Annotated in this window: 20 protein-coding genes; 13 read left to right on the top strand and 7 right to left on the bottom strand. The window is 48.0% G+C overall.

What is annotated here, in order from left to right; genetic code table 11:
* Positions 1–11 precede the first annotated feature (11 nt).
* From Q4Q49_RS12330 to Q4Q49_RS12310, 5 genes are all read left to right on the top strand, one after another.
* Positions 12–923 carry an alpha/beta hydrolase gene (locus Q4Q49_RS12330; RefSeq protein WP_311988687.1) on the top strand — a complete coding sequence of 304 codons (912 nt, stop codon included), beginning with the start codon at positions 12–14 and terminating at the stop codon, positions 921–923.
* Positions 924–1,230: 307 nt separating this feature from the next.
* Entirely contained in the window at positions 1,231–2,448 is a 1,218-nt protein-coding gene (locus tag Q4Q49_RS12325; protein WP_311988688.1) for an aspartate aminotransferase family protein, read from the top strand.
* Between the two features lie 127 nt (positions 2,449–2,575).
* A complete protein-coding gene (gene astA / locus Q4Q49_RS12320) occupies positions 2,576–3,595 on the top strand; it encodes an arginine N-succinyltransferase (RefSeq protein WP_311988689.1) in 1,020 nt (339 codons plus the stop codon).
* Between the two features lie 9 nt (positions 3,596–3,604).
* Positions 3,605–5,065 (top strand): succinylglutamate-semialdehyde dehydrogenase, encoded by a 1,461-nt coding sequence (gene astD / locus Q4Q49_RS12315; RefSeq protein ID WP_311999476.1) that lies wholly within the window; start codon positions 3,605–3,607, stop codon positions 5,063–5,065.
* A 209-nt stretch (positions 5,066–5,274) separates the two neighbouring features.
* Complete coding sequence (locus Q4Q49_RS12310) at positions 5,275–6,078, top strand: DUF1338 domain-containing protein (protein ID WP_115333847.1); 804 nt, start codon at positions 5,275–5,277, stop codon at positions 6,076–6,078.
* Between the two features lie 116 nt (positions 6,079–6,194).
* Here Q4Q49_RS12310 and Q4Q49_RS12305 read toward each other — a convergent pair whose 3' ends face one another.
* The 4 genes from Q4Q49_RS12305 to crp form a co-directional block, all read right to left on the bottom strand.
* Positions 6,195–7,523 (bottom strand): ATP-binding protein, encoded by a 1,329-nt coding sequence (locus Q4Q49_RS12305; protein ID WP_006080079.1) that lies wholly within the window; start codon positions 7,521–7,523, stop codon positions 6,195–6,197.
* Entirely contained in the window at positions 7,520–8,194 is a 675-nt protein-coding gene (locus tag Q4Q49_RS12300) for a response regulator transcription factor (protein WP_006080080.1), read from the bottom strand. The genes Q4Q49_RS12305 and Q4Q49_RS12300 overlap by 4 nt, the downstream gene beginning before the upstream one ends.
* A complete protein-coding gene (locus Q4Q49_RS12295) occupies positions 8,175–8,522 on the bottom strand; it encodes a PepSY domain-containing protein (protein WP_259565614.1) in 348 nt (115 codons plus the stop codon). Before Q4Q49_RS12295 ends, Q4Q49_RS12300 begins: the two co-directional genes overlap by 20 nt.
* 82 nt (positions 8,523–8,604) lie before the next feature.
* Positions 8,605–9,240, bottom strand: a complete 636-nt coding sequence (gene crp / locus Q4Q49_RS12290) for a cAMP-activated global transcriptional regulator CRP (RefSeq protein ID WP_006080082.1) — start codon at positions 9,238–9,240, stop codon at positions 8,605–8,607.
* Between the two features lie 430 nt (positions 9,241–9,670).
* Here crp and Q4Q49_RS12285 point away from each other — a divergent pair, with 430 nt between their 5' ends.
* Positions 9,671–10,450 carry a tetratricopeptide repeat protein gene (locus Q4Q49_RS12285; RefSeq protein ID WP_011845736.1) on the top strand — a complete coding sequence of 260 codons (780 nt, stop codon included), beginning with the start codon at positions 9,671–9,673 and terminating at the stop codon, positions 10,448–10,450.
* A 124-nt stretch (positions 10,451–10,574) separates the two neighbouring features.
* Here Q4Q49_RS12285 and thpR read toward each other — a convergent pair whose 3' ends face one another.
* Positions 10,575–11,120 (bottom strand): RNA 2',3'-cyclic phosphodiesterase, encoded by a 546-nt coding sequence (gene thpR, locus Q4Q49_RS12280; protein WP_311999475.1) that lies wholly within the window; start codon positions 11,118–11,120, stop codon positions 10,575–10,577.
* Between the two features lie 199 nt (positions 11,121–11,319).
* Between thpR and Q4Q49_RS12275 the strand changes: the two genes are divergently transcribed.
* The 7 genes from Q4Q49_RS12275 (at position 11,320) to Q4Q49_RS12245 (ending at position 20,794) form a co-directional block, all read left to right on the top strand.
* Positions 11,320–13,539 carry an EAL domain-containing protein gene (locus Q4Q49_RS12275; protein WP_311999474.1) on the top strand — a complete coding sequence of 740 codons (2,220 nt, stop codon included), beginning with the start codon at positions 11,320–11,322 and terminating at the stop codon, positions 13,537–13,539.
* An 82-nt stretch (positions 13,540–13,621) separates the two neighbouring features.
* Positions 13,622–16,171 (top strand): ATP-dependent helicase HrpB, encoded by a 2,550-nt coding sequence (gene hrpB, locus Q4Q49_RS12270; RefSeq protein WP_311999473.1) that lies wholly within the window; start codon positions 13,622–13,624, stop codon positions 16,169–16,171.
* Between the two features lie 83 nt (positions 16,172–16,254).
* Positions 16,255–18,579, top strand: a complete 2,325-nt coding sequence (gene mrcB / locus Q4Q49_RS12265) for a penicillin-binding protein 1B (RefSeq protein ID WP_311999472.1) — start codon at positions 16,255–16,257, stop codon at positions 18,577–18,579.
* Positions 18,580–18,727: 148 nt separating this feature from the next.
* On the top strand, positions 18,728–19,006 hold the full coding sequence (locus Q4Q49_RS12260; RefSeq protein WP_006084190.1) for a peptidylprolyl isomerase: 279 nt from the start codon (positions 18,728–18,730) through the stop codon (positions 19,004–19,006).
* 90 nt (positions 19,007–19,096) lie between these two features.
* Positions 19,097–19,492 (top strand): DUF2391 family protein, encoded by a 396-nt coding sequence (locus Q4Q49_RS12255; RefSeq protein WP_006080091.1) that lies wholly within the window; start codon positions 19,097–19,099, stop codon positions 19,490–19,492.
* A gap of 158 nt (positions 19,493–19,650) precedes the next feature.
* Positions 19,651–19,881 (top strand): hypothetical protein, encoded by a 231-nt coding sequence (locus Q4Q49_RS12250; protein ID WP_106651667.1) that lies wholly within the window; start codon positions 19,651–19,653, stop codon positions 19,879–19,881.
* Between the two features lie 211 nt (positions 19,882–20,092).
* Positions 20,093–20,794: a DUF3581 domain-containing protein gene (locus tag Q4Q49_RS12245; protein ID WP_311999471.1), complete on the top strand. Its 702-nt coding sequence runs from the start codon at positions 20,093–20,095 to the stop codon at positions 20,792–20,794.
* Positions 20,795–20,881: 87 nt separating this feature from the next.
* Here the strand turns inward: Q4Q49_RS12245 and Q4Q49_RS12240 are convergent, their stop codons facing one another.
* Positions 20,882–22,180, bottom strand: a complete 1,299-nt coding sequence (locus tag Q4Q49_RS12240) for a PAS domain-containing methyl-accepting chemotaxis protein (protein WP_311999470.1) — start codon at positions 22,178–22,180, stop codon at positions 20,882–20,884.
* A gap of 335 nt (positions 22,181–22,515) precedes the next feature.
* Positions 22,516–25,623: a tetrathionate reductase subunit A gene (locus tag Q4Q49_RS12235; RefSeq protein ID WP_311999469.1), complete on the bottom strand. Its 3,108-nt coding sequence runs from the start codon at positions 25,621–25,623 to the stop codon at positions 22,516–22,518.
* Positions 25,624–25,642: the final 19 nt, after the last annotated feature.

The raw sequence follows: 25,642 nt of genomic DNA, 5'->3' as shown, positions 1-25,642 counted from the left end.
GAGGAAGGGATATGCCAAGCTGGCAAGCATCTGTACTGAATACTATTTTATCTTATGTCGCTAGGCCATCCATCAGTCGCGGCAAGGCCAAAGTCCCCCTAGCGCAAGTGCGTAAAAAGTTGCTTGATCTCGATAAACGTTGGCTTCCTTGGCCGAATAAGTTAGTCAGTGCCACCATCCCTTTGCAACACTCTAGCTTGCTGCACTATGTGCTTCTCAATGAGCAAACTCGCCTTGGCAATCTGTTTTATATCCGTGGCGGAGGCTTTTGTTTTAAAACGCCCCACGCCCACGCAAGATTGATCGCAGATATCAGCCAACGTTGTCAATTGGATGCCTATATTCCTGATTATCGTCTCGCACCTGAGCATCCTTTTCCTGCGCCATTTGATGATGTGCTTGAAGCCTATAAGCAATTAATCACGCTTAAGGGCGCTGAGAATGTGATCCTCATGGGCGACTCTGCTGGCGGCAATTTAGCCCTGAGCTTGTTGCTGGAATTAAAGCGTTTAGCCCTGCCTTTGCCGACGGCTTGTATCTTGTTATCTCCCGCGTTGGATTTAGCACTAACCGGAGATACTGAGCTGATACTCGCAGCTGACGATCCCTTCTTCACCATCGAAGCTTTGCTGCGTTTACGTGGCGCCTATCTTGCTGGGGCAGACCCTATGTCAGCAAAGGTTTCACCCTTGCAGGGAAACTTAGCTGATCTGCCGCCCATCTTAGTGATTGCGGGTACGCGGGAACTCTTATTGCAGGATTCTGAGCGCTTAGTCACCCAAGTTAAAGCCTGTGGCGGCGAGATAACAGGCTGTTTTTACCCTAACATGCCCCATGTGTTTCCCTTGTTCGATTTATTGCCCGAAGCCCTTGAGGCGAGGTCGAAAATTAGCCATTTTGTGCTTTCACACTTGATTCGTTAAAATGGTGTAGTTATTCACATTCAGTGAATAGCTAGCAAAATGAGGGGTAAATAACTTTTTTTCTGACTAATTATGCTGCAAGCCACGGGTTTAAACGCTTGTATAGTTCTTAAACTGCAATCTTTATGCACTTTGGGTAGAAGAGCTAGGATTGATGTTTGTGAAAAACTGGTATTTTGATCACATTTTCGCTAATAATGGTTATTAATAGACACAAGCAATCCCAGTATCACTAACTCTAGATAAAGATACCTATGGGACTCTGACGGCCCCGATGCCGTTAAACAAACACAAAGGACGAAGAAGAATGAGCATTGATATGAAGTTAGACCGTGCCCAGTTTGACGCAGTTATGGTGCCTAATTATGCGCCTGCTGCTGTGATCCCTGTTCGTGGCGAAGGAAGCCGAGTTTGGGACCAAGAGGGTAACGAGTTTATCGATTTTGCTGGCGGTATTGCGGTAAATTGCTTAGGTCACTGTCATCCTGCTCTTGTGAATGCCCTTAAAACACAAGGCGAAAAATTATGGCATCTGTCAAACGTAATGACGAACGAGCCTGCCTTAGAATTAGCGACTAAATTAGTCAACAGCACGTTTGCCGACAAAGTGTATTTTGCCAACTCTGGTGCCGAAGCCAACGAAGCCGCATTGAAACTTGCCCGTCGTTACGCCTTAGAAAAACACGGCGTTGAAAAAGACGAAATCATAGCATTTGATAAAGCCTTCCACGGCCGTACCTTCTTCACCGTGAGCGTCGGTGGACAAGCTGCCTATTCCGATGGTTTTGGTCCTAAGCCGCAGAGCATTACTCACCTGCCATTTAACGATGTTGCCGCATTAGAAGCCGCAGTAACGGACAAAACCTGCGCCATCATGCTTGAGCCGCTGCAGGGCGAGGGCGGTATTATTGATGCCGATCCTGCATTCCTGAAAGCCGTGCGTGAACTGGCTAACAAGCACAATGCGCTAGTGATTTTTGATGAAGTGCAAACGGGTGTGGGTCGTACTGGCGAACTGTACGCTTACATGGGGACTGAAATCGTACCTGACATTTTAACCACAGCTAAAGCACTCGGTGGTGGTTTCCCTATCGCAGCTATGCTGACAACCGCTGAGATTGCTGAACATCTAAAAGTGGGCACTCACGGTTCTACCTACGGTGGTAACCCATTAGCCTGCGCTATTGGTAATGCTGTGTTAGACGTAGTGAACACGCCTGAAGTGTTGGACGGCGTTAAACATCGCGAGCAGTTATTGCGCGATGGTTTGAACAAAATTAATGAAAAATATCATGTATTTTCAGAAGTACGCGGTAAAGGTTTGCTGTTAGGGGCAGTTCTTAATGAACAATACCAAGGCCGTTCACGCGACTTCTTGGTGGCCTCTGTCGCTGAAGGCTTAATGAGCCTGATGGCGGGTGCTAACGTGGTACGTTTTGCTCCTTCTCTGGTGATCCCTGAGGCAGATATTGCTGAAGGTCTAGCTCGTTTTGAACGTGCTGTGGCGAGCATTGCTGCCGCCTAAATGACCAAAGGAGTGCTGAATTTATTCGCACTCCTTTTTTGTCAGGGAATACTTACGTGCATCATTACCTGTCTTTTTGAAGAGAGGCGCCTTGATGCACGGCAAGCCAAAGTGAGGAGACACTAAGATGTTAATCATACGTCCTATTCAGGCTGGCGATTTTGAAGCCTTATATCAAATTGCCGAAGAGTCTGGTCATGGTTTTACGTCATTACCCGTGAATGCCGATTTGCTCAGACATAAAATTGCGCGAGCAGAAGCCTCATTCGTCAAAACTGTCGATGCGCCCTTCGATGAAGGTTATTTGATGGTGCTGGAAGATACCGATACCCGTGAAGTGGTGGGGACGTGCGCTATCGAAGCAGCCGTGGGAATGGAAGATGCTTTCTACCATTATCGACTCGGTACCGAAGTCTATCATTCCGAACAAATTGACGTGCGTAACGAGGTCGAAACCCTCACCCTTTGCCATGATTACACGGGCGCCGCCGAAATGTGCACCCTGTTTTTGCGTGAAGCGTATCGCAAGGGCAACAATGGCCGCATGTTATCCCGCAGTCGCTTTCTGTTTTTAGCGCAACATGCAAAGCGTTTTGGCGAAACTGTGATTGCCGAAATGCGCGGTGTGAGCGATGCCGATGGTCATTCACCTTTCTACGGCTGGCTGCAAAAACACTTTTTAGGCATTGATTTTATTCAGGCGGATTATCTTTCTGGTTTGGGTAAAAAGGCATTCATGGCCGAAATGATGCCACGAAATCCGGTATATGTTTGTCTATTGCCGGAAGAAGCGCAGAAAGTGATTGGCGAAGTGCATACCAATACCCGTCCCGCATTAAGTCTGCTGCAGGCCGAAGGTTTTAGATGCCGCGGTTACGTGGATATTTTTGATGGTGGTCCAACGGTTGAGTGTCGTTTATCGGACATTCGCGGCGTGCGAGAAAGCCGTCTGTTGACCGTCGATATTGGTGAGATGGCCGAAGCCGACACTCAATTTATTATCTCAAATACTCAATTAGCCAATTATCGAGCGACGTCTGCCGCACTGGCTGTGGACGACAAATCCGAACACATCATTATCAGCCCTGAGCTGGCAGCGGGTTTGTTACTCGCAAAAGGCGATCAAATCCGTATTTTGGCAATGTAGGAATAGCAAATGACACATTATATTCAAGGTCAGTGGCATGCTGGCAAAGGTCATGACGTGGCCTCAATTAACCCAGCCAATGCTCAAACTATTTGGACAGGCAAAACGGCTACAGCAGAACAAGTTAACGCCGCCGTTGATGCCGCGCGCGCCGCGCAGTTTGATTGGTTTATGTTAGGTTTCGATGCGCGTTTAGCCATAGTCGAAGCGTATAGCAGCCAACTTGAAGCCAACAAAGCGGAACTGGCTGAAACGATTGCCCAAGAAACCGGTAAACCTCAGTGGGAAACGGCGACCGAAGTCGGCGCCATGATAGGCAAAATTGCGCTATCAGCCGCGGCTTACAATAAACGTACGGGCACAGAAGCCAACGATACGCCAGCGGGACGCGCGGTTATCCGCCATAAGCCCCACGGTGTTGTGGCGGTTTTCGGTCCTTACAATTTCCCAGGTCATTTGCCGAACGGCCACATAGTCCCTGCGCTGTTGGCGGGGAATACTGTGATTTTTAAACCTTCTGAATTGACGCCTAAAGTTGCTGAGCTGATGGTTAGCCTATGGGATAAAGCGGGTCTGCCTGCTGGCGTGCTTAACTTAGTCCAAGGTGAAGTGGATACGGGTAAAGCATTGGCTTCTCACCCGCAGCTCGATGGTCTGTTCTTTACTGGCAGCTCACGCACGGGTCATTTTTTACATCAACAATATGCCGGTCATCCGGGCAAGATTTTAGCACTTGAGATGGGTGGCAATAACCCACTGATCATTAAAGGTGTGCAGGATATCAAAGCTGCCGTGCACGATATTTTGCAGTCGGCTTATATCTCATCTGGCCAACGTTGTACTTGTGCGCGCCGTCTATATGTAGAGCAAGGCGAGCAGGGCGATGCCTTGATTGCCATGTTAGCCGCTGCGGTCAAACAGATTAAAGTTGGCCCTTGGAACGCGCAGCCACAACCTTTTATGGGCTCAATGATTTCTGAAACTGCCGCCAAAGGTATGGTTGCGGCGCAGACAAATCTGCAGAACTTGGGCGGCGTGTCGTTAGTCGAGTTAACCCATCTAGAAGCGGGTACGGGCTTAGTCTCTCCTGGCCTTATCGATGTGACGGCTATCGATGTTTTGCCGGATGAAGAATACTTCGGACCTCTGCTACAGCTGGTGCGTTATAGCGATTTCGATCAAGCGATTAAACTGGCTAACCAAACGCGTTATGGTTTGTCAGCGGGTTTACTGGCCGATAGCCGTGAAGATTATGACTATTTCCTCGCGCGCATTCGTGCTGGGATTGTTAACTGGAACAAACAAATCACTGGCGCATCGGGCGCGGCACCTTTTGGTGGCGTAGGTGCATCGGGTAATCACAGAGCGAGCGCTTTCTATGCCGCCGATTACTGTGCTTATCCCGTCGCTTCGGTCGAGGCCGATGCAGTGAGCTTACCTGCGACATTAAGCCCAGGTTTGAGCTTGTAAGCGGGTAGAGATTTAACTTTTATCTGGTAAAGAGTACGTGGTAAAGAGGAGGAAGGACGAATGTTCTTCCTTTCTAATAACAAGCAGTAACGTAACTTGAGCTTCTACTGTGGGTATGTGTGACGCTGCAACAGTGGCATCTAGGTCGTTACATTTAGTGTTCGCGGCAAAATAACAGCAATAACCGCAGCACAATAAAAGGAGTTTTTATGCATACCGACATCAACGCGTTATTTGCCGCCCTGTGGCAAGACTATATTCAAATGACCCCTTCTGCGGCAAAAGTGCACGCGCTGCTGGGCCATGGTAAGCCAATCATCAACGATCATATTGCCTTGCGTACTTTCAACATCGCTAAGGTGAATTTGGATGTGCTCGCTAAGCATTTCACTTCACTTGGTTATGTCGCTTGCGGTGATTATAAGTTTGAACAGAAAAAACTGATCGCTAAGCATTTTGAACACCCAGATTCGACTCAGCCTAAAGTGTTTATCTCTGAGCTGTTAGTTGAAGAATTTAGCCCTGCGCTACAAGAGACCATTCAAGGCTTAATCGCCCAAGTGGATGTAGCGGCGACAACGGCGGACAACTTTATTTACTCGGGTCGCCATTGGTCTTTAGATTCTAAAACCTATCAGGATTTATTAACTGAGAGCGAATATGCGGCTTGGGTAGCGGCTTTTGGCTATCGCGCTAACCATTTCACTGTGTCTATCAATCACCTCGACGGTTTTGAAACCTTAGAGTCAGTGAATGATGCACTGAAGCAAGCGGGCTTTGTACTCAATGGTTCAGGTGGCGAGATCAAAGGTTCGCCAGAAGTGTTATTAGAGCAATCGTCGACTATGGCCGATAAGATTGGCCTTGAATTCACCGATGCGACAGTGGAAATTCCAAGTTGTTTCTATGAGTTTGCGCTGCGTTATCCTATGGCCAATGGTGAGCTGTATACTGGCTTTGTGGCTGCGTCTGCCGACAAGATTTTTGAAAGTACGAACGTGAATAAGGCTTAACGTGAATAAAGCCTAACGTCATCAGACATTAAGGATAAAAAACGCCATCAATTCGATGGCGTTTTTTTTATGAGTATTTTAAAGAGAGCATTTAACGCTGAGCATGTTAAGCGAGACTAACTGAAGGTCAGTTCGATTCTCAGTCCACCTAAGCGAGTGCTGTGGCTAAACTTAAGCTCAATCTCATACTGTTCGGCAATTTCCTTCACTATCGACAAGCCTAAGCCGTGCCCCATTACAGACTCATCTAATCGAGTGCCTCTTTGAGTGAGTTTATCGAGTTCATCATCGGCAACCCCTGGACCATCATCATCGATACAAAGGCAGAGACGCTCCTGTTGGCGTGATAACTGAATGCTGACTCGGCTCTGGGCCCATTTAAAGGCGTTGTCCAGCAGATTGCCTAGGAGCTCCATGCCATCTTCCCTGTGGATCGGCAGCCTGAGAATATTAGGGTCGAGTTCGAAAGCACATTCGATGGTTTTATTGCGGTGAACCTTGTTTAAGGTGTTGGCTAGGCTGTGTAAATCCCTTGGGATAACCAATTGCGCCGCAGGAAGCATATCGCCTGTGATCCTTGCCGCCGCCAGTTTGCGCTCGACCATCTTGTGGATAGAATCCAGCTGTTGCTGCAAGGCAATGGCGGTTTCAGGATCTTTAAGACCAAGGGCTTCGACCTGTTGCTGCATCACGGCCAGCGGGGTTTTAAGCCCATGGCTTAAGTTACCTAAGTTATTGCGGCTACGCTCAATTTGCTTGGCGGTGTACTCGAGTAACTCGTTGTAAGTCTTCGCTAGTGGCTGCACTTCGGGGGGAATATTATTCAGCTCCAGCGCGTTAATCTCGCCTTCTCTTAGCCGCGAAAGCGCGTGCTGAATATGCTTAACTGGCTTAAAGGATTGGCGCAGGATCAGGAAGATCCCCGCGATCATAGCAACCAACATCGCCAGATTGATCCCAAGCTTAGTGCCATAGACTTCGCTAAACACGCGTCTGCCGATACTCAAATCTTGGGCAACGGTTAAGGTGGCACTGACATTGGCGCTACTGGAATTTAATCCCAGTGATAACAGCTGCATATCGTTATTTTTTGGCCCTTTAGCTTGCCAGACACGGGTTTTATTTGGCGCGAGTGGCTCGATATCTAACTGCATATCCCACAGGGAGCGCGAGCGAATGACTTCATTGGGCAGGTTAAGCTGGAAATAGCGGCCTGAATAGGCGGGCTTGTAGAAACTGGAAAGCTGGCTTTGATCTATGCTGATGTCCCCATCGTGGATATGGGTTGCCAACATAATATGTTCGAGATCTTCTTCTAAGCGATTGATAATAGAGTCATGGAAGGCCTGACGCAGCATGGACTCAAACAAGATGAGCCCAATGACTGTGCCTATTACCAGTAAGCCCGTTAACCATAAACTGAGCTTAGTGCGGATCGAGATCATTCAATAATGCCGTGGAAGATATAACCTTGGCCGCGACGGGTTTCGATAGCGGTTTTGCCTAATTTCTTACGTAAGTGGGTCACATAAACTTCGACCACATTACTCTCTTTTTCATCGTCAAACTGATACAGCTTATCGGTGAGCTGTGTCTTAGATAACAGCTTCTTAGGCGACATCAGGAAGATCTTCAATAATCTGAATTCCATCGCCGTCAGTTCAAACAATTGGTCTGCCACTTTCACCGTTTGCTCGGCTTCGTCTAAGATCACGCCGCCATAGCTCAATTGCTTGCTAGAAGTGTTCAAGCGACCATGGGCACGGTGGATAAGGGCTTGAATACGCGCCAATAATTCCTGTGCGTGGAAAGGCTTGCCTAAGTAATCGTCGGCGCCAGCATTAAAGCCTTCGACTTTTTCATGCCATTGACTACGAGCGGTCAGCATGATGACTGGGGTGCTGATCCCTTGATTACGCCAGCCTTCGAGCAGTTCGAGGCCGTTGCCGTCGGGCAAGCCTATATCTAAGATCACACAATCGTATTGGGTTTCTTTGATCAGATAATCGGCTTCAAGCGCTTTGTCTGTAATATCGGTCACATAGCCAGCGAGTTTGAGTTGTTTCTCCAGCTCGGTGACTAGCATAGGGTTATCTTCAACGAGTAACAGTTTCATGTTTTCGACATTCGCTCGGTAATGCTATTGAGTGATCGGCTTGACCATTGGTTGCATCAATACTGAGATTGACGATTTGGCCACGCTGAACTTTGATTTGCAAATCATAGCGCCATTTATGATCTTCTTGATAGAGATGAGCATCAATTAGTTCACCTTGGCAAAACTGATTTACTACGGCGAGTGTACCGTTTAAGGACAGTATTTGCCCAGAGTTGACGAGTGCCTTGGCTTGATAGTGTTCTAATTCAATAGGTTCGGCATTCAATTGCATTGGATGCACCAGCGTGAACAGGCTGAAAAAACAGATTAAAAACAGCCGTTTCATTTGAGCTCTCCAATAAAAAATGGCCTAGAATTTATTCTAGGCCACTTTAATAAGGCAGGCTTAAATCAAGCTGAAGACTAACTTAACGGGTACCGTATACCACGATGGTCTTACCATGAGCTTGGATCAAATTCTGTTCTTCTAACATCTTCAAGATACGACCCACAGTTTCCCGTGAACAGCCAACGATTTGGCCTATCTCTTGACGTGTGATCTTAATCTGCATGCCATCAGGATGCGTCATAGCATCAGGCTGTTTCGCCAGATGTAACAGCGTTTGGGCAATGCGGCCAGCCACGTCTAAGAATGCGAGGTTACCCACTTTCTGGCTGGTGCTTTGTAGGCGATAGGCCATTTGCGCAGACAGCTTCATCAGAATTTCAGGGTTAACTTGAATTAACTGTCTGAATTTCTTGTATGAAATCTCAGCGATTTCACAAGCTTGCTTAGCACGAACCCATGCAGTACGTTCGGCTTGTTCTTCAAACAAACCTAGTTCACCGATAAAGTCACCTTGATTCAGATAAGAAAGGATCATCTCCTTACCTTCTTCATCTTTAATCAATACCGCTACAGAACCTTTTACTATGTAATAAAGAGTATCTGAATCTTCACCAGCATGAATAAGAGTGCTCTTTGCAGGGTACTTATGAATGTGACAGTGTGATAAAAACCATTCCAAAGTTGGATCAGGTTTTGGCTTACCAATCAGAGCCATGTTGGTGTTCCTCGATTGATTAAAACGAAAGTAAGAGTATTCTAAATAAGCATTTTACGTCAATTAAACTAACAAAAACTTGATGGAAGTCTTACTTTAGAATAAGTGAATAAATGCAATTAACCATCTAAAATTAGAGCTTATTTTGCTACTTTAGTGATTTAAGTCAACTAAATCGGCGTGAAACTCGCTGGATTCACTTAACTCTGTCGAGTTAATCACATCTTACCAGTCTAATTAAGCCGTTTTATTATAGATTATGGATAAAACAGGCCCCTAAATTACAGTATAAGATGTTTCACTTTTTAAATTCGGCGCTTATTTGCTTCAACTTCCCCCATTATCCTGAGGTTTGTGTGTATTTAGGCTCGACTTATGGGGTTAATTCTGGCTAACTTTGTGGGCAGTCGCTTTCAAGAGAGGTAAGCAAGTGAAATACAGATTATGGGTTTTAGGTGCAGGTTTAAGCTTAACAATCGGGCTTAGCTCTGCGGCGCACGCATTTTCTATCCCGCAGCCTGCTGCCGAACTCGCAGCCAGTAAGTTTGTGCATATACAGGTGACGGCAGAGCAAGGCGACGCCGATGCCCAATTTTTGCTGGGATTAATGTATCTTTCTGGCCGTTTTGTGGCGCAAGAAGTGCCCTCTGGTTTGCACTGGATTTCACTTGCCGCCGAGCAGCAACATGAAAAAGCCCAGCAAACCTTAGCCGACCTGTCTTTTGAAGGCCAATTAATCAAGCGAGACTTATCCGTGGCCGAGCATTGGTATCGAGCCTTGAGTGAGCAGGGCAGTCGTTGGGCACAATTCCGTTTAGGCTTTATTTATGCTTCTGGCGGCGATGGCGTGCAACGTAACTGTGGTAAAGCGGTCGAGCAATTTTCCCAAGTGGGTGATGATGTTGCCTTAGGTAATGTGGCGTGGATTTTAGCGACTTGCCCAGAAGCTGAGTATCGCGATGGTAATAAAGCGGTCGAGTTGTCCTTAAAGTTGCTCAAAGTGAATGAAAACGACCCGACAAATTTAGATAATCTGGCGGCGGCTTATGCCGAAGTCGGCGATTTTGGTGCGGCAATTTCGACGCAACAAAAAGCAATTGAAGCGTTAAAGATGAGCGCCGAAATGACTAAGACAGATGAATTTATGCAGCGTTTACAAACCTACGAGCAAAAGCGTGCGTATCGCGAAACCTTACGTTTACTCGAATAAGGCATTGTTTATTGGGTCGGTTTAATTAAGCTCTATTGGTTTATTCATGTGTTAATTGATGCATAGATATAAATTGAAAATAAAGCCTGAGTGGATACTCGGGCTTTTTTGTTTTTGATCTACGCTAATCGAGCGTCCAAGAATGTAGGATGTGATATTCCACACCCGTGCTTGTGCTTTTTGAATGATATAAATGCAAACATTCGGGCGTTAACGTTAGCGTATTCATGTCCTTGAGTTGCAATAACGCCGACTCATTTAGCGTCCATTCTTTAGCCTTCCTAAATAAACTGATGTGCGGGCAAAAGTGGTGTTCACTGCTATGCAATTGCAGGCGGCCTGCGATTGCTTGCGTCTGCTTAGCTAATTGCGCTAACGGCGGCTCAACGTCATCGCCTTTCAAGCAACAAACTTGGGCATTGGGCCATAAGTCGAGCAGGTTAATCTGAACGCTGAATCTAGGCTTAGCTAAGCAGTCAATCGCATCAAGGAGGGCGATGCGTTGCTCGTCGTCAACTTGCCCTAAAAAGCAGAGCGTTAAATGCATATTACTGACGCTAACCGCTTTCGCCTCAGGATTGAGGTGACAAATTAGCTGCTGTTGTACATCACTCAGCCTTGTCATTTGTGCAGCGGTAGGCGCGAAGCCGAGAAATAGCCTTTGTTGCATCGGTTTATCATCCTTTGTGGGGCTCAACACGGATTATCTCAGGGAACACTTTGACGTTTAGCGTCTTTGAGCGTTAATCTAGTTGTTGAATTTATCGGCTAATTTGCGACTCAAGCAGACGTTTAATTTACTGTGAGCCTATACTCAATATACGTCGATAATACCTTAAATGGATTTTTAGGTAAGGAAGTCACTTTTCATGTTAGTAGGTTTAGCAAATCCACTCCAACAGGCCTTGGTGAGTATTTTTAGTGAGTCTCCGCTAGAAACCTTAGAGCAAAATGTTGACCGAGCACTTGAGACCATCACTTTGCAGCTGCATTGTGACGGAGTATTTGTATTGACTGGCAGCCAGTCTCTGGATCGTTTACGCACGCGTAATTTGTATCTAAAACCCCAATTTGCCAAAGGCCAACAAACCCGAGTCTGGCCCTTGGCACGCATGCCATTCTTTCGCTCCCTTGTCCGCACCCCGCGACTATTAAATCTGCCCGATGTGAATACCTTACCCGCCGATGCACAGGCCGAGCGAACGCTATTAAGAGATTGGGACGTCAAAAGTTTATTGGTATTGCCACCTGTGGTATTTGGCGAAACGCGTATTGCGCTGGGTGCAGTCAATTGCTCCGAGTGTTGCGAATGGAGCGAAGAGTTTATAAGTGAGTTTAACCACGCCGCTGTGATGATTGGCTCGGCGATGGAACTGACGCGTATCGCCCTGAGCATGCTCGCCAGTGAGCATAAATACTGTGAAGTCTTCAATCAGTTACCCTTAGCCTGTGCCTTGTTAGATAAATATAATCAATTGACTATGCTCAATAAAGTCGCCCTGCAAACGCTGCCAATCCAACATGGTTATGATTTATTCGACATGGTGCGTGAGGAAGAACATGCCATGTTAACTGATACCTTGCATGTGGTACGTGAAGGCGTGCTTGGTCAGGCTTGGTGTGAATTACCGTTAAAATCTATCCATCAACTGGCTTGGTTGAAACTCAGTTTTAGCCAGATCAGTGGCGATAAAGATACCTTAGTCATGATTGCCGAAGATGTCAGCGAGAAGTATCGTCTAGCCGATGAGCTGTCGTTCCATGCCAATTATGATGCGCTCACAGGATTGCCCAATCGGTTACATTTCGAAGCCCTATTAGAAAACCTGCTGCACGCCCACGACGATATGCCTATTTGCGTGGCGTTTCTCGATTTAGACCAATTCCAAGTCATCAACAATATTAGTGGCCATCAGGCGGGCGATAAGCTGCTTTGCCAAGTGGCATTACGCTTAAAACAGCTCGTGCGTAAGGGCGATATCGTCGCCCGTTTAGGTGGCGATGAGTTTGGTATCTTGATGCATTATTGCAATGTGGACTCGGCAAAACAAATCGCTAAACGTATCTGTACCCAATTGGCGAACCATGAATTTATATGGGAAGGCCGCAGTCACAATGTCAGTGTCAGTATGGGGATTGCTAAACTCGATAAAAAAGCCGCCGACATTTATACCGTGATGAGTCAGGCCGATGCTGCGTGTCGCTTGGCGAAAGATCAAGGCCGTAATGGCTGGCATTTATACAGTGCGAGCGATCCTAAAATGAACCGTCTCTATACCGAGATGATGGCGTCAGTGGACATAGTCGGCGCACTGGCGTTAAACCAATTTGAGCTTTATTTTCAAAGCATAGTGCCATTAAACCGTGAGGAGTCAGGTCTGCATTTAGAGATCTTACTGCGCATGGTGCAGGCCAACGGCACTATTGTGTCACCAGCCATCTTCTTGCCCGCCGCCGAGCGATATAACTTAGCTTCTAAGGTCGACTTGTGGGTGATCGATAACTTGCTCAAGTGGGGCGGTTGCCATTTAGATATCTGGCAGCAATTGGATCTCGTGTCGGTGAATTTGTCGGCGACTTCTTTGGGCGACTTTGAGTTTATGAACTGGCTAGAAATGCGTTTGATGGCCGAACCTGAGCTGGTGGACAAGCTTTGCATCGAGATCACTGAAACCGCAGCCGTGAGTCAGCTCGATCAAGCGACAAAGTTACTCGATATACTGCGCCCGCTTAATTGTAAGTTAGCCCTTGATGACTTTGGGGCTGGCTTTTCTAGCTTCGCCTACCTTAAGCGCCTTAATGTGGACTTTGTGAAGGTGGATGGTCAGTTTGTGGTGAACATCTGCGAAGACAGTGCGGATCAGGCGATCGTCAAATCGATTTGCCAACTCGGCCAAGATATGGGCTTTGATGTGGTTGCCGAATTTGTCGAATCCCAAGATATTGGCCGGAAACTGCAAACCCTTGGCGTCGACTATGCCCAAGGTTACGCCATCAATAAACCGATACGGTTAGCTGAGCTAACGTCAGGGCTCAGCCGACCTTGGCTCGAAAAACGTGAGACCTTTGCCGCCTATCCACAGCTCTAGTGTTTGGTACACTTAACTGCCGAGCCGGATTATGTTGCAGTGAAATGGTACTCACCGTCGATTGTTAGTACACTGACGGCCTGTGTTGGCCGCTGATGTCTTTTTCTTGAACTCTCTACCTATTCATAGCTTATTAGCACCGCTGCGTGCGGCTTTTTCTCGTCACGCTCAAGTGATCCTCGAGGCACCGACAGGTGCGGGTAAATCTACCGCGTTACCTTTGGCTATGTTGGATTGGCCAGAAATCAGCGGACGCATTTTAATGCTCGAACCTCGGCGTGTCGCGGCGCGCAGTGTGGCGCACTATATTGCCCATTGTCGCCAGCAAAAGGTGGGGCAAGAAGTGGGCTATCGCGTGCGCGGTGAAGCTAAAATCAGCGCCAATACCCGCTTAGAGATTGTCACCGAAGGCATACTCACGCGGATGATCCAGCAAGATCCCGAATTAACTGGGATTGGAATGATCATCTTCGATGAGATCCATGAACGCCACCTCACCACCGATTTAGGCCTCGCCTTAGCGCTCGAAGTGCAAGCCTCACTGCGGGACGATTTAAAGATATTAGCTATGTCGGCAACCTTATCAGGCCTTGCCTTGGGCGAATTGATGCCAGAGGCAGTGACCTTACACAGTGAAGGCCGCAGTTTTCCCGTTGAGGTTGAATATCGCCCTGTGCCGACGCAGCAGCATTGGATCGATCATCTTGGCCGCTGCGTACTCGATCTGGTCTCTGCCAGTAGTGCCAACGTTGATAAAACGGCTAGCAATAACGCCGTGCTCGTCTTCTTACCTGGAAAAGGCGAAATCTCACGACTGCAGCAGTTTCTGCGTGAGCGCTTAGCCCAAGATGCCTTTCTGATTTGCCCCCTTTATGGTGAGCTTTCGGGTGCTGAGCAAGATAGCGCGATTGCGGCAACCACAGATGGCAGGCGCAAAATCGTGCTAGCGACTAACGTGGCGGAATCGAGCTTAACCATTGAAGGTATAGGTTTTGTCATCGACAGCGGCTATAAACGTCAGGCCAGTTTTAACCCTAAAACTGGTGTCACTCGCTTAGGCTTAAAACGCATTAGCCAAGCTTCGGCAACTCAGCGCAGTGGCCGCGCCGGACGTTTATCTGCGGGTGTGTGCGTGCGTTTGTGGAGCCAAGAAGAACATGGCCGCATGCTCAGGGCCGATGAACCCGAGATCAGCCAAGCGGATCTGGTGGCTATGGCCCACGATTGTGCTTACTGGGGCGCAAAATCCTTCAGCGACTTGATGTTGTTAACGCCGCCACCGAGTGTGAATGAGGCGCTGGCGTGGCAATTACTGCAGCGCTTAGGCATGGTCGATGGCCAAAATAAACTCACTTCCCACGGTAAAGCGGCCTATGAGCTGGGGTGTCACCCCAGGCTTGCCCATATGCTATTGGGCGCGACAAGCTTAGGCGCTGATTATGAGCAAACTGCGCAATTGGGCAGTTTGGCCTGTTTGCTGTCGGGGATTGTAGAGGCGCGCGGTTTGCCTAAAAAGGGCGCCGATATCATGAATTACCTGCACTTTGCTTGTCAGGGGCAAGCGGGACAGCAGGCGAAACAGTGGCAGAAAAAGCTCGGATTAACTGCCGATTTAGCGAAGGTCGCTACCCATGCTCACCACAGCGATGTGGGATTATTGCTGGCGCTGGCGTATCCGGACCGTATCGCCAAAGCGCGCGGCGTTGAGGGTTATCAATTAGCCAATGGCACTGGCGTGGTGCTGGCGGCCGAAGATGCATTATCGCAAACGCCTTGGATGGTGGTGGCGGATTTCCAAGAAAGTGAAGGCAGAAACGCTGGGCGGATTTACTTGGCGAGTCAGTTTCAGCCGAGTTTATTCGATAGCGAGCTAAAAGACTTGCTGGAAATCCACGAGATCTGTGGCTGGGATGAAGGCAAAGGCCGAGTGATTGCCGAGCGCCAATACAAGGTCGGACAAATTTTAGTGAAAACCGAGACGATTGCTAAGCCTGAGCGCAAGCAAATTGTCGCGGCCTTACTAGCTTATATTCGCCAGCAAGGATTACAAATTCTCAATTGGAACGCTAACTTAGAGCAGTTTCAATACAGGCTTAAACTCGCGACTGAGTTCGATGCGGGCAGTGATTGGCCAAAGGTCGATGATGAGGCGTTATTAGCGAGCCTAGAAACTTGGCTGGCGCCTTACCTCGAAAATGTGAATAATCTGCCGCAATTAGTTAAGCTCGATTGCTTTGGTTTTGTGGCAAACTGTTTGAGCTGGCAGCAGAAACAGCGACTGGAGGAGTTATTGCCAACCTCTTGGCCGTTAGTTACCGGTACCTCTGCGCCAATCGTATACGATGAATCTGGGCGTGCGCTGCTGCGGGTGCGTCTGCAAGAAACCTTTGGCATGGCGCAGAGCCCTATGCTGGCGCAGGGCAAGCTAAAGGTGACGATGGAATTACTTTCTCCCGCTCAGCGTCCATTGGCTTTGACGGCGGATTTAGCCAGTTTCTGGCAGGGACCTTATGTTGAAGTGAAAAAGGAAATGCGCGGCCGATACCCAAAACATCTGTGGCCGGACGATCCTGTTAATACACTACCGACAAAATTTACCAAGAAGAAAACCTTGGGTTTAGCTCAGCCATAGCGCAGTGTTGCTGGTTTTAAATAGCGTGATAACACGCCTTGATTCGCACCACGCTTGTTATTGTGGCTGATGTCTTTAAATGCATGAATGATGAAGTAGATATGACGACTAAGACGACAAAAAAAACACCCGCTTCCCGTAGGGCCAACAATGGCCGCGGTTTATTTCGACGAATGTGGTCAATCACTTGGAAATTAGGCTTAGCCGGATTAGCTGTAGTGACGTTCTACAGCATCTATCTCGATCAAATTATTGCGCAAAAATTTGAAGGCCAAAAATGGCACTTGCCCGCGCAGGTGTTCAGCCGTTCTATGGCGCTGTATCCCGGCGCGGCGGTCAGTCATCCGCAAATGATGGCTGAGCTTAAGTTGCTCGGCTATCGCAAGGTCGCGAATCCACGCCAAGTGGGAGAATTTTCGGCATCAAGCACTCGTATCGAATTGTGGCGTCGACCATTTTTACATCCTGAAGGCGATCAAGTCGAACAAAGAGTCATGATCAGCTTCGACAGCAATGGCGTCAGTTCAGTCTCCCGAGTGTCGGACAAACGCCAGCTTGCCGTATTCCATCTTGAGCCTGTGTTGCTCGATCGCATTATTACTGGCGACGGTGAAGACAGGCTGTTTGTGCCGACCGAAGAAATGCCTAAGTCGATTGTGCAGGCGTTATTGCTGGTGGAAGACCGTAGCTTTTACGAACATCATGGGGTGAATCCCTTCGCGATTGCGCGCGCCGCGTTTGTAAACATTAGCGCCGGTCGCACAGTGCAAGGTGGCTCAACATTAACCCAGCAGTTAGCGAAAAACTTTTTCCTATCGAGTGAGCGTTCTTTACTGCGTAAGGTGCGCGAAGCCTTGATGGCAGTGATTATCGATTTTCGTTACAGCAAGGACGAAATCCTCGAAGCCTATCTTAACGAAGTGTATATGGGGCAGGATAAATCCCGCGCCGTTCATGGTATGGGTTTGGCATCGCGTTTCTATTTCGGCCGTCCTATCAGTGAGTTGACTATCGCCCAGCAGGCATTTTTAGTGGCTGCGATTAAGGGGCCGTCTTACTACAATCCATGGCGATATCCGGAGCGCATTCAAGAGCGTCGCGATCTGGTACTGCGTTTACTCATGGATGCAGGCGATTTAACCACGGCCGAGTACAAGGCGGCGGTAGAGTCACCTCTGGCGATCCGTAATCTTAATAAGCCAGCACACCAGAAATTACCTTCTTTCTTCGCCCTGGTAAAACAGGAAGTGAACGAGCGTTATGGCGATGCGTTACTGAAGCAATCTGGGGTAAAAATCTATACCACGCTCGATCCTATGGCCCAAGAAGCCGCCGAAATTGCGGTGACACAAACCCTTAAAAGCTTAGATAAGAGCAACAAGTCATTGCAGGTAGGCATGGTGGTTACCGACAAATACACGGGCGGTATCGCGGCAATGGTCGGCGATAAAACCCCTGGATTTGATGGTTTTAACCGCGCGGTTGAAATTCGTCGCCCGATTGGCTCGTTAATTAAGCCCTTTGTGTACGCCACTGCACTGGCACCCAATAGCCAATTTACCTTAGCGACTCCCCTTAAAGATCAGCCTATTACCTTAAAGAGTGAGCAAGGTAAGACATGGTCACCGCAAAACTTCGATAAGAAGTTCAGCGGCCAAGTGCCTTTGTTAACGGCGCTGAAAAAGTCGATGAACGTCCCGACAGTAAATCTTGGGATTGCGGTGGGCGTGGATGCGGTTGCGACAACCTTAGCTAAGTCGGGCTGGCAGGAGCCGTTAAACGAGTATCCTTCTATGTTACTTGGCGCCGTCAATGGCTCGCCATTAATGGTGGCGCAGGTGTACCAAACCTTAGCCGATAGCGGGGTTTACCGTAAATTAACCACAGTGACGGCTGTGTTGGATGCTGATAAAAATCCATTGCCCGTGACGCGATTGCCTAAAGAGCAGGCCATCTCACCCGATACTGACTTTTTGATCCAGTACGCTATGCAGCAAGTGGTTAATACGGGCACAGCGACGCGCTTAGGCAATGCCTTCCCAGGCGTTGGGCTGGCGGGGAAAACAGGTACAAGTAACGATAGCCGCGACTCTTGGTTTGCGGGCTTTGATGAGCGTAACGTCGCCGCTATTTGGGTGGGGCGTGATGATAACGGCAAAACCAGCTTGTATGGCAGCAGTGGCGCCATGGCCGTGTATCTTGCCTTCTTGAAAGAACGTCCACCTATTAGTCTGCGCTCTATCCCAGTGAATGGCGTCGTGAAGGGCTTTTTTGACCGAGATACCGGAGTGGCCAAAGAATCGGATTGCAGCAATGTTGATGCGCTTCCGGCATTAACCGCAACTTATCGTCCGGTGAATAATTGCGGCGAGCCTTTGCAATGGTGGCAGAAAATACTCGGCCAATAGGCTCGAGAATCGACCAATCACGCATTTGTGCGTTGAATATAAAATCTTAAGTAGTAGAACCTATGCGAATGGAAATGGCGTTATCGAGAGTACACGCGTGACGCCATCTTCCCTTAGCCTAGGTCGTTAACCCAAAGTGAGAAATAACATGTTTAAAACCGCTGCCGCCGTGCATATTTTAGTGAAACACAAAGAGCAGGCTGAGGATATCGTTAAGCAGCTGAATAATGGCGCTAATTTTGCGGTACTCGCCAAGCGTTTTTCATCTTGCCCTTCGGCCAAAAAAGGCGGTGATTTAGGCGAGTTTAAAAAAGGCCAAATGGTGCCACAGTTTGATAAAGTGGCATTTTCGGGCGAGTTATTAGTGCCGCACATAGTCAAAACTAAGTTTGGCTGGCATGTGGTTAAAGTGCTGTATCGCACTTAATACTGCAGGAATAAGCCCCAATGTAGCGCGTCTTAGCCGCACGTCATTTGCGGCTAATCAAATGGATTGGAATATTAAGGAGCGATGAGCATGACCTTTAGTTTTAATACCGAAGATGCGAGCCAAGTTTGCGTGGGGGCATTTGCGCTGGCGGTGCCCGTGGCGTTTTCAGAGGAAGCCTGGCATCTCGGCGAAACCTTGCCTGTGCTCAATCTCGCCATGCTCTTTAGTTTATCGTTGTTATTTCTAGGGGTTTTTACTTATCACAGTGTGTTCCAGCAAAATATTAGTGCCCGAGTCCCTGTGTTTATTTTCCGCATTGTGGTGGCGTATTTGCTCACCGCGCTGGTGGTTTTCCTCGTCCTGCTGTGTCTCGATAAAGTGCCATTTTTTGAAGACCCGCTAACCTCGATAAAACGGATCATCGTCATCACTATGCCTGCCTCCATGGGCGCTATTGTTGTGGATAGCTTCGATAAGGAATGATGCGCCTTAGCTAAACTTCATGACTTTTGTCACTGGTGGATAAGCGTTATTTTGCGCATACTCATTGCCATATTCTGACTTTGAGCTATATCTAGAGTCGAAATAAGCCTGATTTTTTAGCCTGATAACAATAGCGCCAATCGATAAAGGAAATGACTATGAATACCGGAGCCCTAGCTTTACTTATCCCGATCCTCGCCATTGTTGGCGGATATGTGGTGGCGATTATGAAAATTCGCGACAAGCAAGGGGTGTCTAGCCGAGCGCAAGAGGCTGAAAATCAAGCCATGCGGGCCGAGTTAGCCACACTGCGTCAACGTGTCGAAGTGCTAGAACAACTGGTTACTGACGATAGTTTTCAATTGAAGCGAGAATTTAAACAAGTCTAACTATTTGTTCCTTATCCAATGGAAGACGTTAGCCTGTTAACCTAAGTTAATACCCTTGTAATGTGTTTGGCTTTACAAATGTGGTCATGGTGTTACTTTGTACGTCTTCCGTGGGATCAAGTCATCGGGTGAGTTAAATACCTAATTTAAGGTAGACTCGTGATAATTTTGTTATCCATCCCTGTATTGAGTTATTACAAATAGAGTTTATATGTTTCTAGCGCCTTATTTTTCCAAGCAAAATCAAGCTATTTCCGTATCCGCACAACAAGCCAGCGACTTCGCGAAGAAAATTGCGCAGGACTTTAATCCCATACACGATGTGGGCGCAAAACGCTTTTGCGTGCCGGGAGATTTACTGTTTGCCTTAGTATTGACTCAATATGGCCTGAGTCAGAACATGAAATTTAGCTTTGCGGGTATGGTGGGCGATAGCGTCGAACTGCAATTCCCAGAACAAGTGAGCGAGAGTTTTTCGATTCGCGATAGCCGCGAAAAAACCTATCTTAATGTGAGTCGCCAAGGCGATGTAAGTTGTTGCGATGCGCAGACCGAATCCTTTATTCGTCAATATGTTGCCTTCTCTGGACATAATTTTATCGATATCCTTATCCCTTTGATGAAACAACATCAAGTGATGATCAACCCAGACCGACCTTTAGTGATTTACGAAAGCATGTCGTTTGACTTAACCACCCTCGATTTTGTGCAAGTGACCTTATCACTCGTTGGCCAAGATTTAAAAATCGACGGTAAACGTGGCGATGTGACATTGCACTTTGAATTACACAGTGGCGATACTCTTGTCGGTACAGGTATTAAAACTTTAGTCATGAGTGGTTTACGTCCTTACGACGAGGCGCTGGCGCAGCAAATGTGCGCCAACTATGAAGGTCGTAAAACCGATTATTAATTGACGTAACAATCACATGGCGTTTTATCGGTAGATAAAGCGCCATGTGATCCTTGATAGCGCGATGAACTAGCTTACATATTACAGTTAATCAATCGATAGTTGAGAGACTGTTTTTGAAACGTTTTCTGCTCCGTTGCGTATTTCTCCCATCACCAAAGTGACCTCGGCTAATTGTTGTTTCCCTTCCTGTGCGATACCTTCAACTTCGTTCATCATACTCGTTGCACTTGTGGTGAGCTGGGTATTTTTAGTGACGACGGCGGCAATTTCACTGGTTGATTTACTGGTTCTGGAAGCGAGCTGCCTCACTTCATCGGCGACAACCGCAAAACCTCGGCCTTGTTCACCCGCACGCGCGGCCTCAATCGCGGCATTTAATGCCAGCAAATTGGTTTGATCGGCAATCGAGCTAATGGTCGCGACTATGGCTTGAATACTTTGGGATTGCTCATTCAGTTGAGTAATCGCCTGAGTCGTTTTATGGGTTTGTTCAGCAATGGCATTGGAGGTATTGACGGTCGCATTAAGCAACTTAACACCTTGTTCCGCTTGCTCAACGGTGCGTTGCGATGTGGTGAGTGCAATATTTGCGGCTTCACGCACAGCGTGGCTTTGCTCGATCCGCTTGCTGATATCACTGGCGAACTTAACAACTTTAACGACCTTTCCATGCTCATCCATAATGGGATTGTAAGCCGCCTCCAGCCAAATTGAGTCCCCATAGGCATTTTTGCGCTCAAATAGCCCTTTGCTATAGCGACCTTGCTTAAGCTCGTCCCAAAAGTGTGGATTTTGTCGATAAAATTCATCAAAACAGAAAATTCTATGATGCTTACCCAAGATCTGTTCTTTGCTGTATCCCATTGTTTTTAAAAAGTTGGCATTTGCCTTCAGGATAGTGCCATCTGGGGTAAATTCAATAATAGCTTGGGAGCGATTTAGGGCATCAAAGATGGCAGGTTGATCGTCAAGCTGTTGCTTATATTGGGTAATTTCAGAAGCCGTTTTCATTATCTTCACGACTTTGCCCGCCTGTTTTACAGGAAAGTAAGTCGCTCTTAGCCAGATTTCTTGGCCATTTTTATTCACTCGCGCGAAATGTCCCTCCTGTGGATGACCGGCTTTTAAATTACTCCAAAATTGTTGGTATGCAGGAGAATTAGCATAGGTCGCTGAGCAAAACAGCTTATGGTGTTGACCAACAACTTCAGTAAGTGAATAACCGACTACTTTTAAAAACAAGGCATTCGCATCGAGCACTTTTCCTTCAGGCGTAAATTCTACCGTGGCAATACTTTGCTTAATGGCGTCGATGACCGACTCCGCTTCTTGGCGCTTGTTTTCGCTCACTTCTAGGCTTTTACGTAATGAAGAATTGAACACTGGGATACTCCTGATGAGCTTAACTGACTCAGAAACCGCTGGTCTTTATTGAAAGCTCGATATAACGAGCTGGATACACAGATAAATATAGCTGTGATTTTAATGTGTGGTTTATTTCTATTAAACACGTGATCGGGATCTATATACCTAAATTGAGCAAAAGAAGATCACTTCTCTTTGGTTTTAGCTCGACTAGGCTTTGGTTTTAGCCCGACCAGACGTAGCGGCAGAACGGATAGCTAAATTTTAGCATGCTACTTGGGTCAGTTAGCTTGAATTCACGCTATTAAAAAGCTGCCAATGGCAGCTTTCTAAATATTATCTATGCGCGGCGGTTAGCTTAGTTTTTCAATCTTAGCGGGCAACCCTTGTCTTGCCGAGGCGCCACTTGCCCAGTCCACCAGCGGGTAGCGGCCGTGGCGACTCGGATCGAACAGATTCAAGTCGTTCATATTGATGCCGACTCGGATCAGCGGATTGGCGGCGATGTTAATTTCGTCAATCACAGTGTCCCGCGCACCGAGTTCCTTATGACCATAACCGTGTTCGATGGCGATGCAGTCTGGGTGCACTCCGGCAACACATTCCACTAAGGCGATTACGCTGCCGTTAGGCGTGCTGATTTTTACTGTGTCGCCCGTGCTGATCCCAAGGCGAGCGGCGGTTTTCTCGTTCAGTCGCACCGGATTATTAGGGTGCACTTGGCGTAGACGATCCGAGCCAATACTCATAGAACTCATGGTATGGGACTTGTAACTGCTGATCAGCAAAGGCCACTGTGATTTATCAAACGCCTTATCGAGCGGCGTACCATCGGCCAAGGCGGGTTGATATAAGCGTGGACAACCACTCATAAATTCCCCCGTTAAGCTATTACGACGACTGCCGACGTCGGGATTCCACAGCATCATAGGTTTAGACCAGACTTTACTCGGATTACCCGCGTCATCGCGCGCGCCGCGCATTTCTTCAAAACGGCCGCCGCGAGCTAATAAGTAACTGACTTTTTTGGCCTCATCTGGCTTGAGTCTGGCGTTGAGTTCACTTTGAATGCGGCTCACACCGCTAAGATACATGTCCTCGGCACTAATATCGGCGACGGCTTTACCTAAATAGGCCACGTTGGCTGCGCCGTAGAGTGAGTAATCCGCTGCGCGCGTTAACGGATGTAAGCTGCCATCGGCGGCCTTAACGGCATTTTCGCCAAAGCCGGGTAATTGCAGCTTCATCGCGACTTGGCTTAAGAAAGACTCCATGCACACCACGTCACCACTGGCCATTTTCGCGACTCTTGGCTCGACAATCGGCCAACGACCTGTGGCAACTTTGGTTAGTGTGCCTTGCCATGCCGAGGTCCAGCCCCAAGACTCGTACGTTAAGGTGTCGGGCACTATGTAATCCGATAGCGCCGAGGTTTCGTTAATAAAGCTGTCGATACTGATAAACAGTGGTAGCACTTTGGGATCTTTCAGTTGCTCACCAATGGCTTCCCCTAAACCCGCTTGACCATAAATCGGATTGCCCATGTGGTTAATCCAGGCTTTGAGTCGATAGGGATAACCGTGCACCGCCGCCGTTAAATGTTCGCCCAGCAAGGGCGATGAAATCGGAAACCAAGGCTCCTTGGCGGGATAAGGCGATTCGCCCGCTTCGACTTTACGGCGATACTCAGAGGTTTTCTCGTAGGGGAATTTAGATCGCGATAGGAATACGCCCTTAGGCTCGACCATGTCGTCAAACTCCTGCAGATTATACCTTGGGCCTTTACCAAAGGCGGGAAAGGAACCGCCGGAAGCTAATGCGCCACCTTTAAAATTGATGTTACCTATCATGGCGTTGAGCATCATGATTGCCCACGCGCTATAAAAACCATTAGCGCTCATTGTGCCGCCGTGGGAGATCACCGCCGCCTTAGTGCCATGGCTGGTGAATTTGTCCGCGAGGGCAATAATCTGCGCTTCGCTGATATCGCACTCCTTGGCATAGTGTTCCATTTCGAAGCTGTGCGCCGCTTCGCTTAACAGTTTGAAGCTAGATTTAACCGCAATCACTCCCTTAGGTGTGTCGACGCTTTGATTAACGTCGAGCTTGGCTTTTTGACTTTGGCTAGCAAAAACTACCTCGCCACTCGTTGCATCGACAACCAACTGCGAGTCCTGCTCGCCGTAGGCTTTGCCGTCGAAAGGTAAGCCAAGATCGCTGGCAAAGAGATATTGGCCATATCTTGGATGGGTGGGCTCGCTGATTATCAAGAAGCCTGCATTACTAAAGCCACGGTAACCTGATGCTTTTGCAGCATCGACATTGGGCGCACTCAAAAAATCGGCGGCATAGCGCTGGTTATCAATAATCCAGCGCAACATGCCCATGGCGAGTGCCGAATCGGTGGCGGGGCGGATCGGCAACCAAGTATTGTTGCCCGCACAAGGTTGATTCGAGGTATTGGGCAACATGGGCGACACCACCACATAACTGAAATTGCTGTTATTCACCCGCGCGTTAGCCAATTGTCTTGCTTGGCGTTTAAAGGGATTGCCCGATTGCTGCGGTGAAGTGCCGATAAAGAGTAAAAATTCGCTATGGTCCCAATCGGGTTTCAAGTGAGCGTATTTTTTCAAATCATCCAATAAAGCGCCTGCACCAGCGCGGTAGGTAAATCCACAGTAAGCGCCGTGGTTGGCAAAGTTTCGCGTGCCAAAGCTGTTGAAGGTAAAACGTTTGATAATGGCATCGCGGCCTTCATCGGAGGCGTTCGAGACCAGTAACTGGTTGGCCTTAGGGCCGTATTCCGGATTATTGGCATCGAGCGGCGTGGCGATATCTCGAATCGTCCTTAAGCCTTCAACTTGGCCTTCGCCAAATAAATTACCGCCTTCGATGACTTCATTCAGCAACTGCTCAAAGCTAATGCTCTGCCATTGGCCACTGCCGCGCTTACCTACGCGCTTAAGACATTGGGTAACACGATGCGGGCTATCCAATTGTTCTAACATGGCATTACCGCGAGCGCAGGCGGTGGAACGCCCCTGTAGACCTTGTTCTTGAAAGGCGCTTAGTCCGACAAATGCGGTTTTGATTGGCGTATCGAAATCGATATGTTCCCGCGATGACAACGGATGATAAGGATTACCGCTGATGCGGATGATCTTATCGGTTTTTTGATCGATACGAGCGCGCACGCCGCATTTGGTCCAGCAACCTAAGCACATAGTATTGGCGATGCGTTGATCGTCATTGCTGATTAACTGACCTGACTGTAAATCGACTTTGTATTCAGGCGCTAAGGAATTGCCATGCAGCGGATCTTGGGTAGGTTTCCCTGAAGTACCATTGACGACACCTTTACCTATTTGCGCTAATGTATGGCTATAACCCGCAGCAAATAATCCCACACCACCCGTTACAGCGGCCCCTTTGATAAAACGACGTTTACTCTTATCCATGATGGACTCCTTCATTCTG

Origin of the sequence: Shewanella sp. SP1S1-7 (assembly GCF_031932105.1) — a bacterium.
Taxonomy (GTDB): domain Bacteria; phylum Pseudomonadota; class Gammaproteobacteria; order Enterobacterales; family Shewanellaceae; genus Shewanella; species Shewanella baltica.
This window is presented reverse-complemented; position numbering and strand designations above follow the sequence as displayed.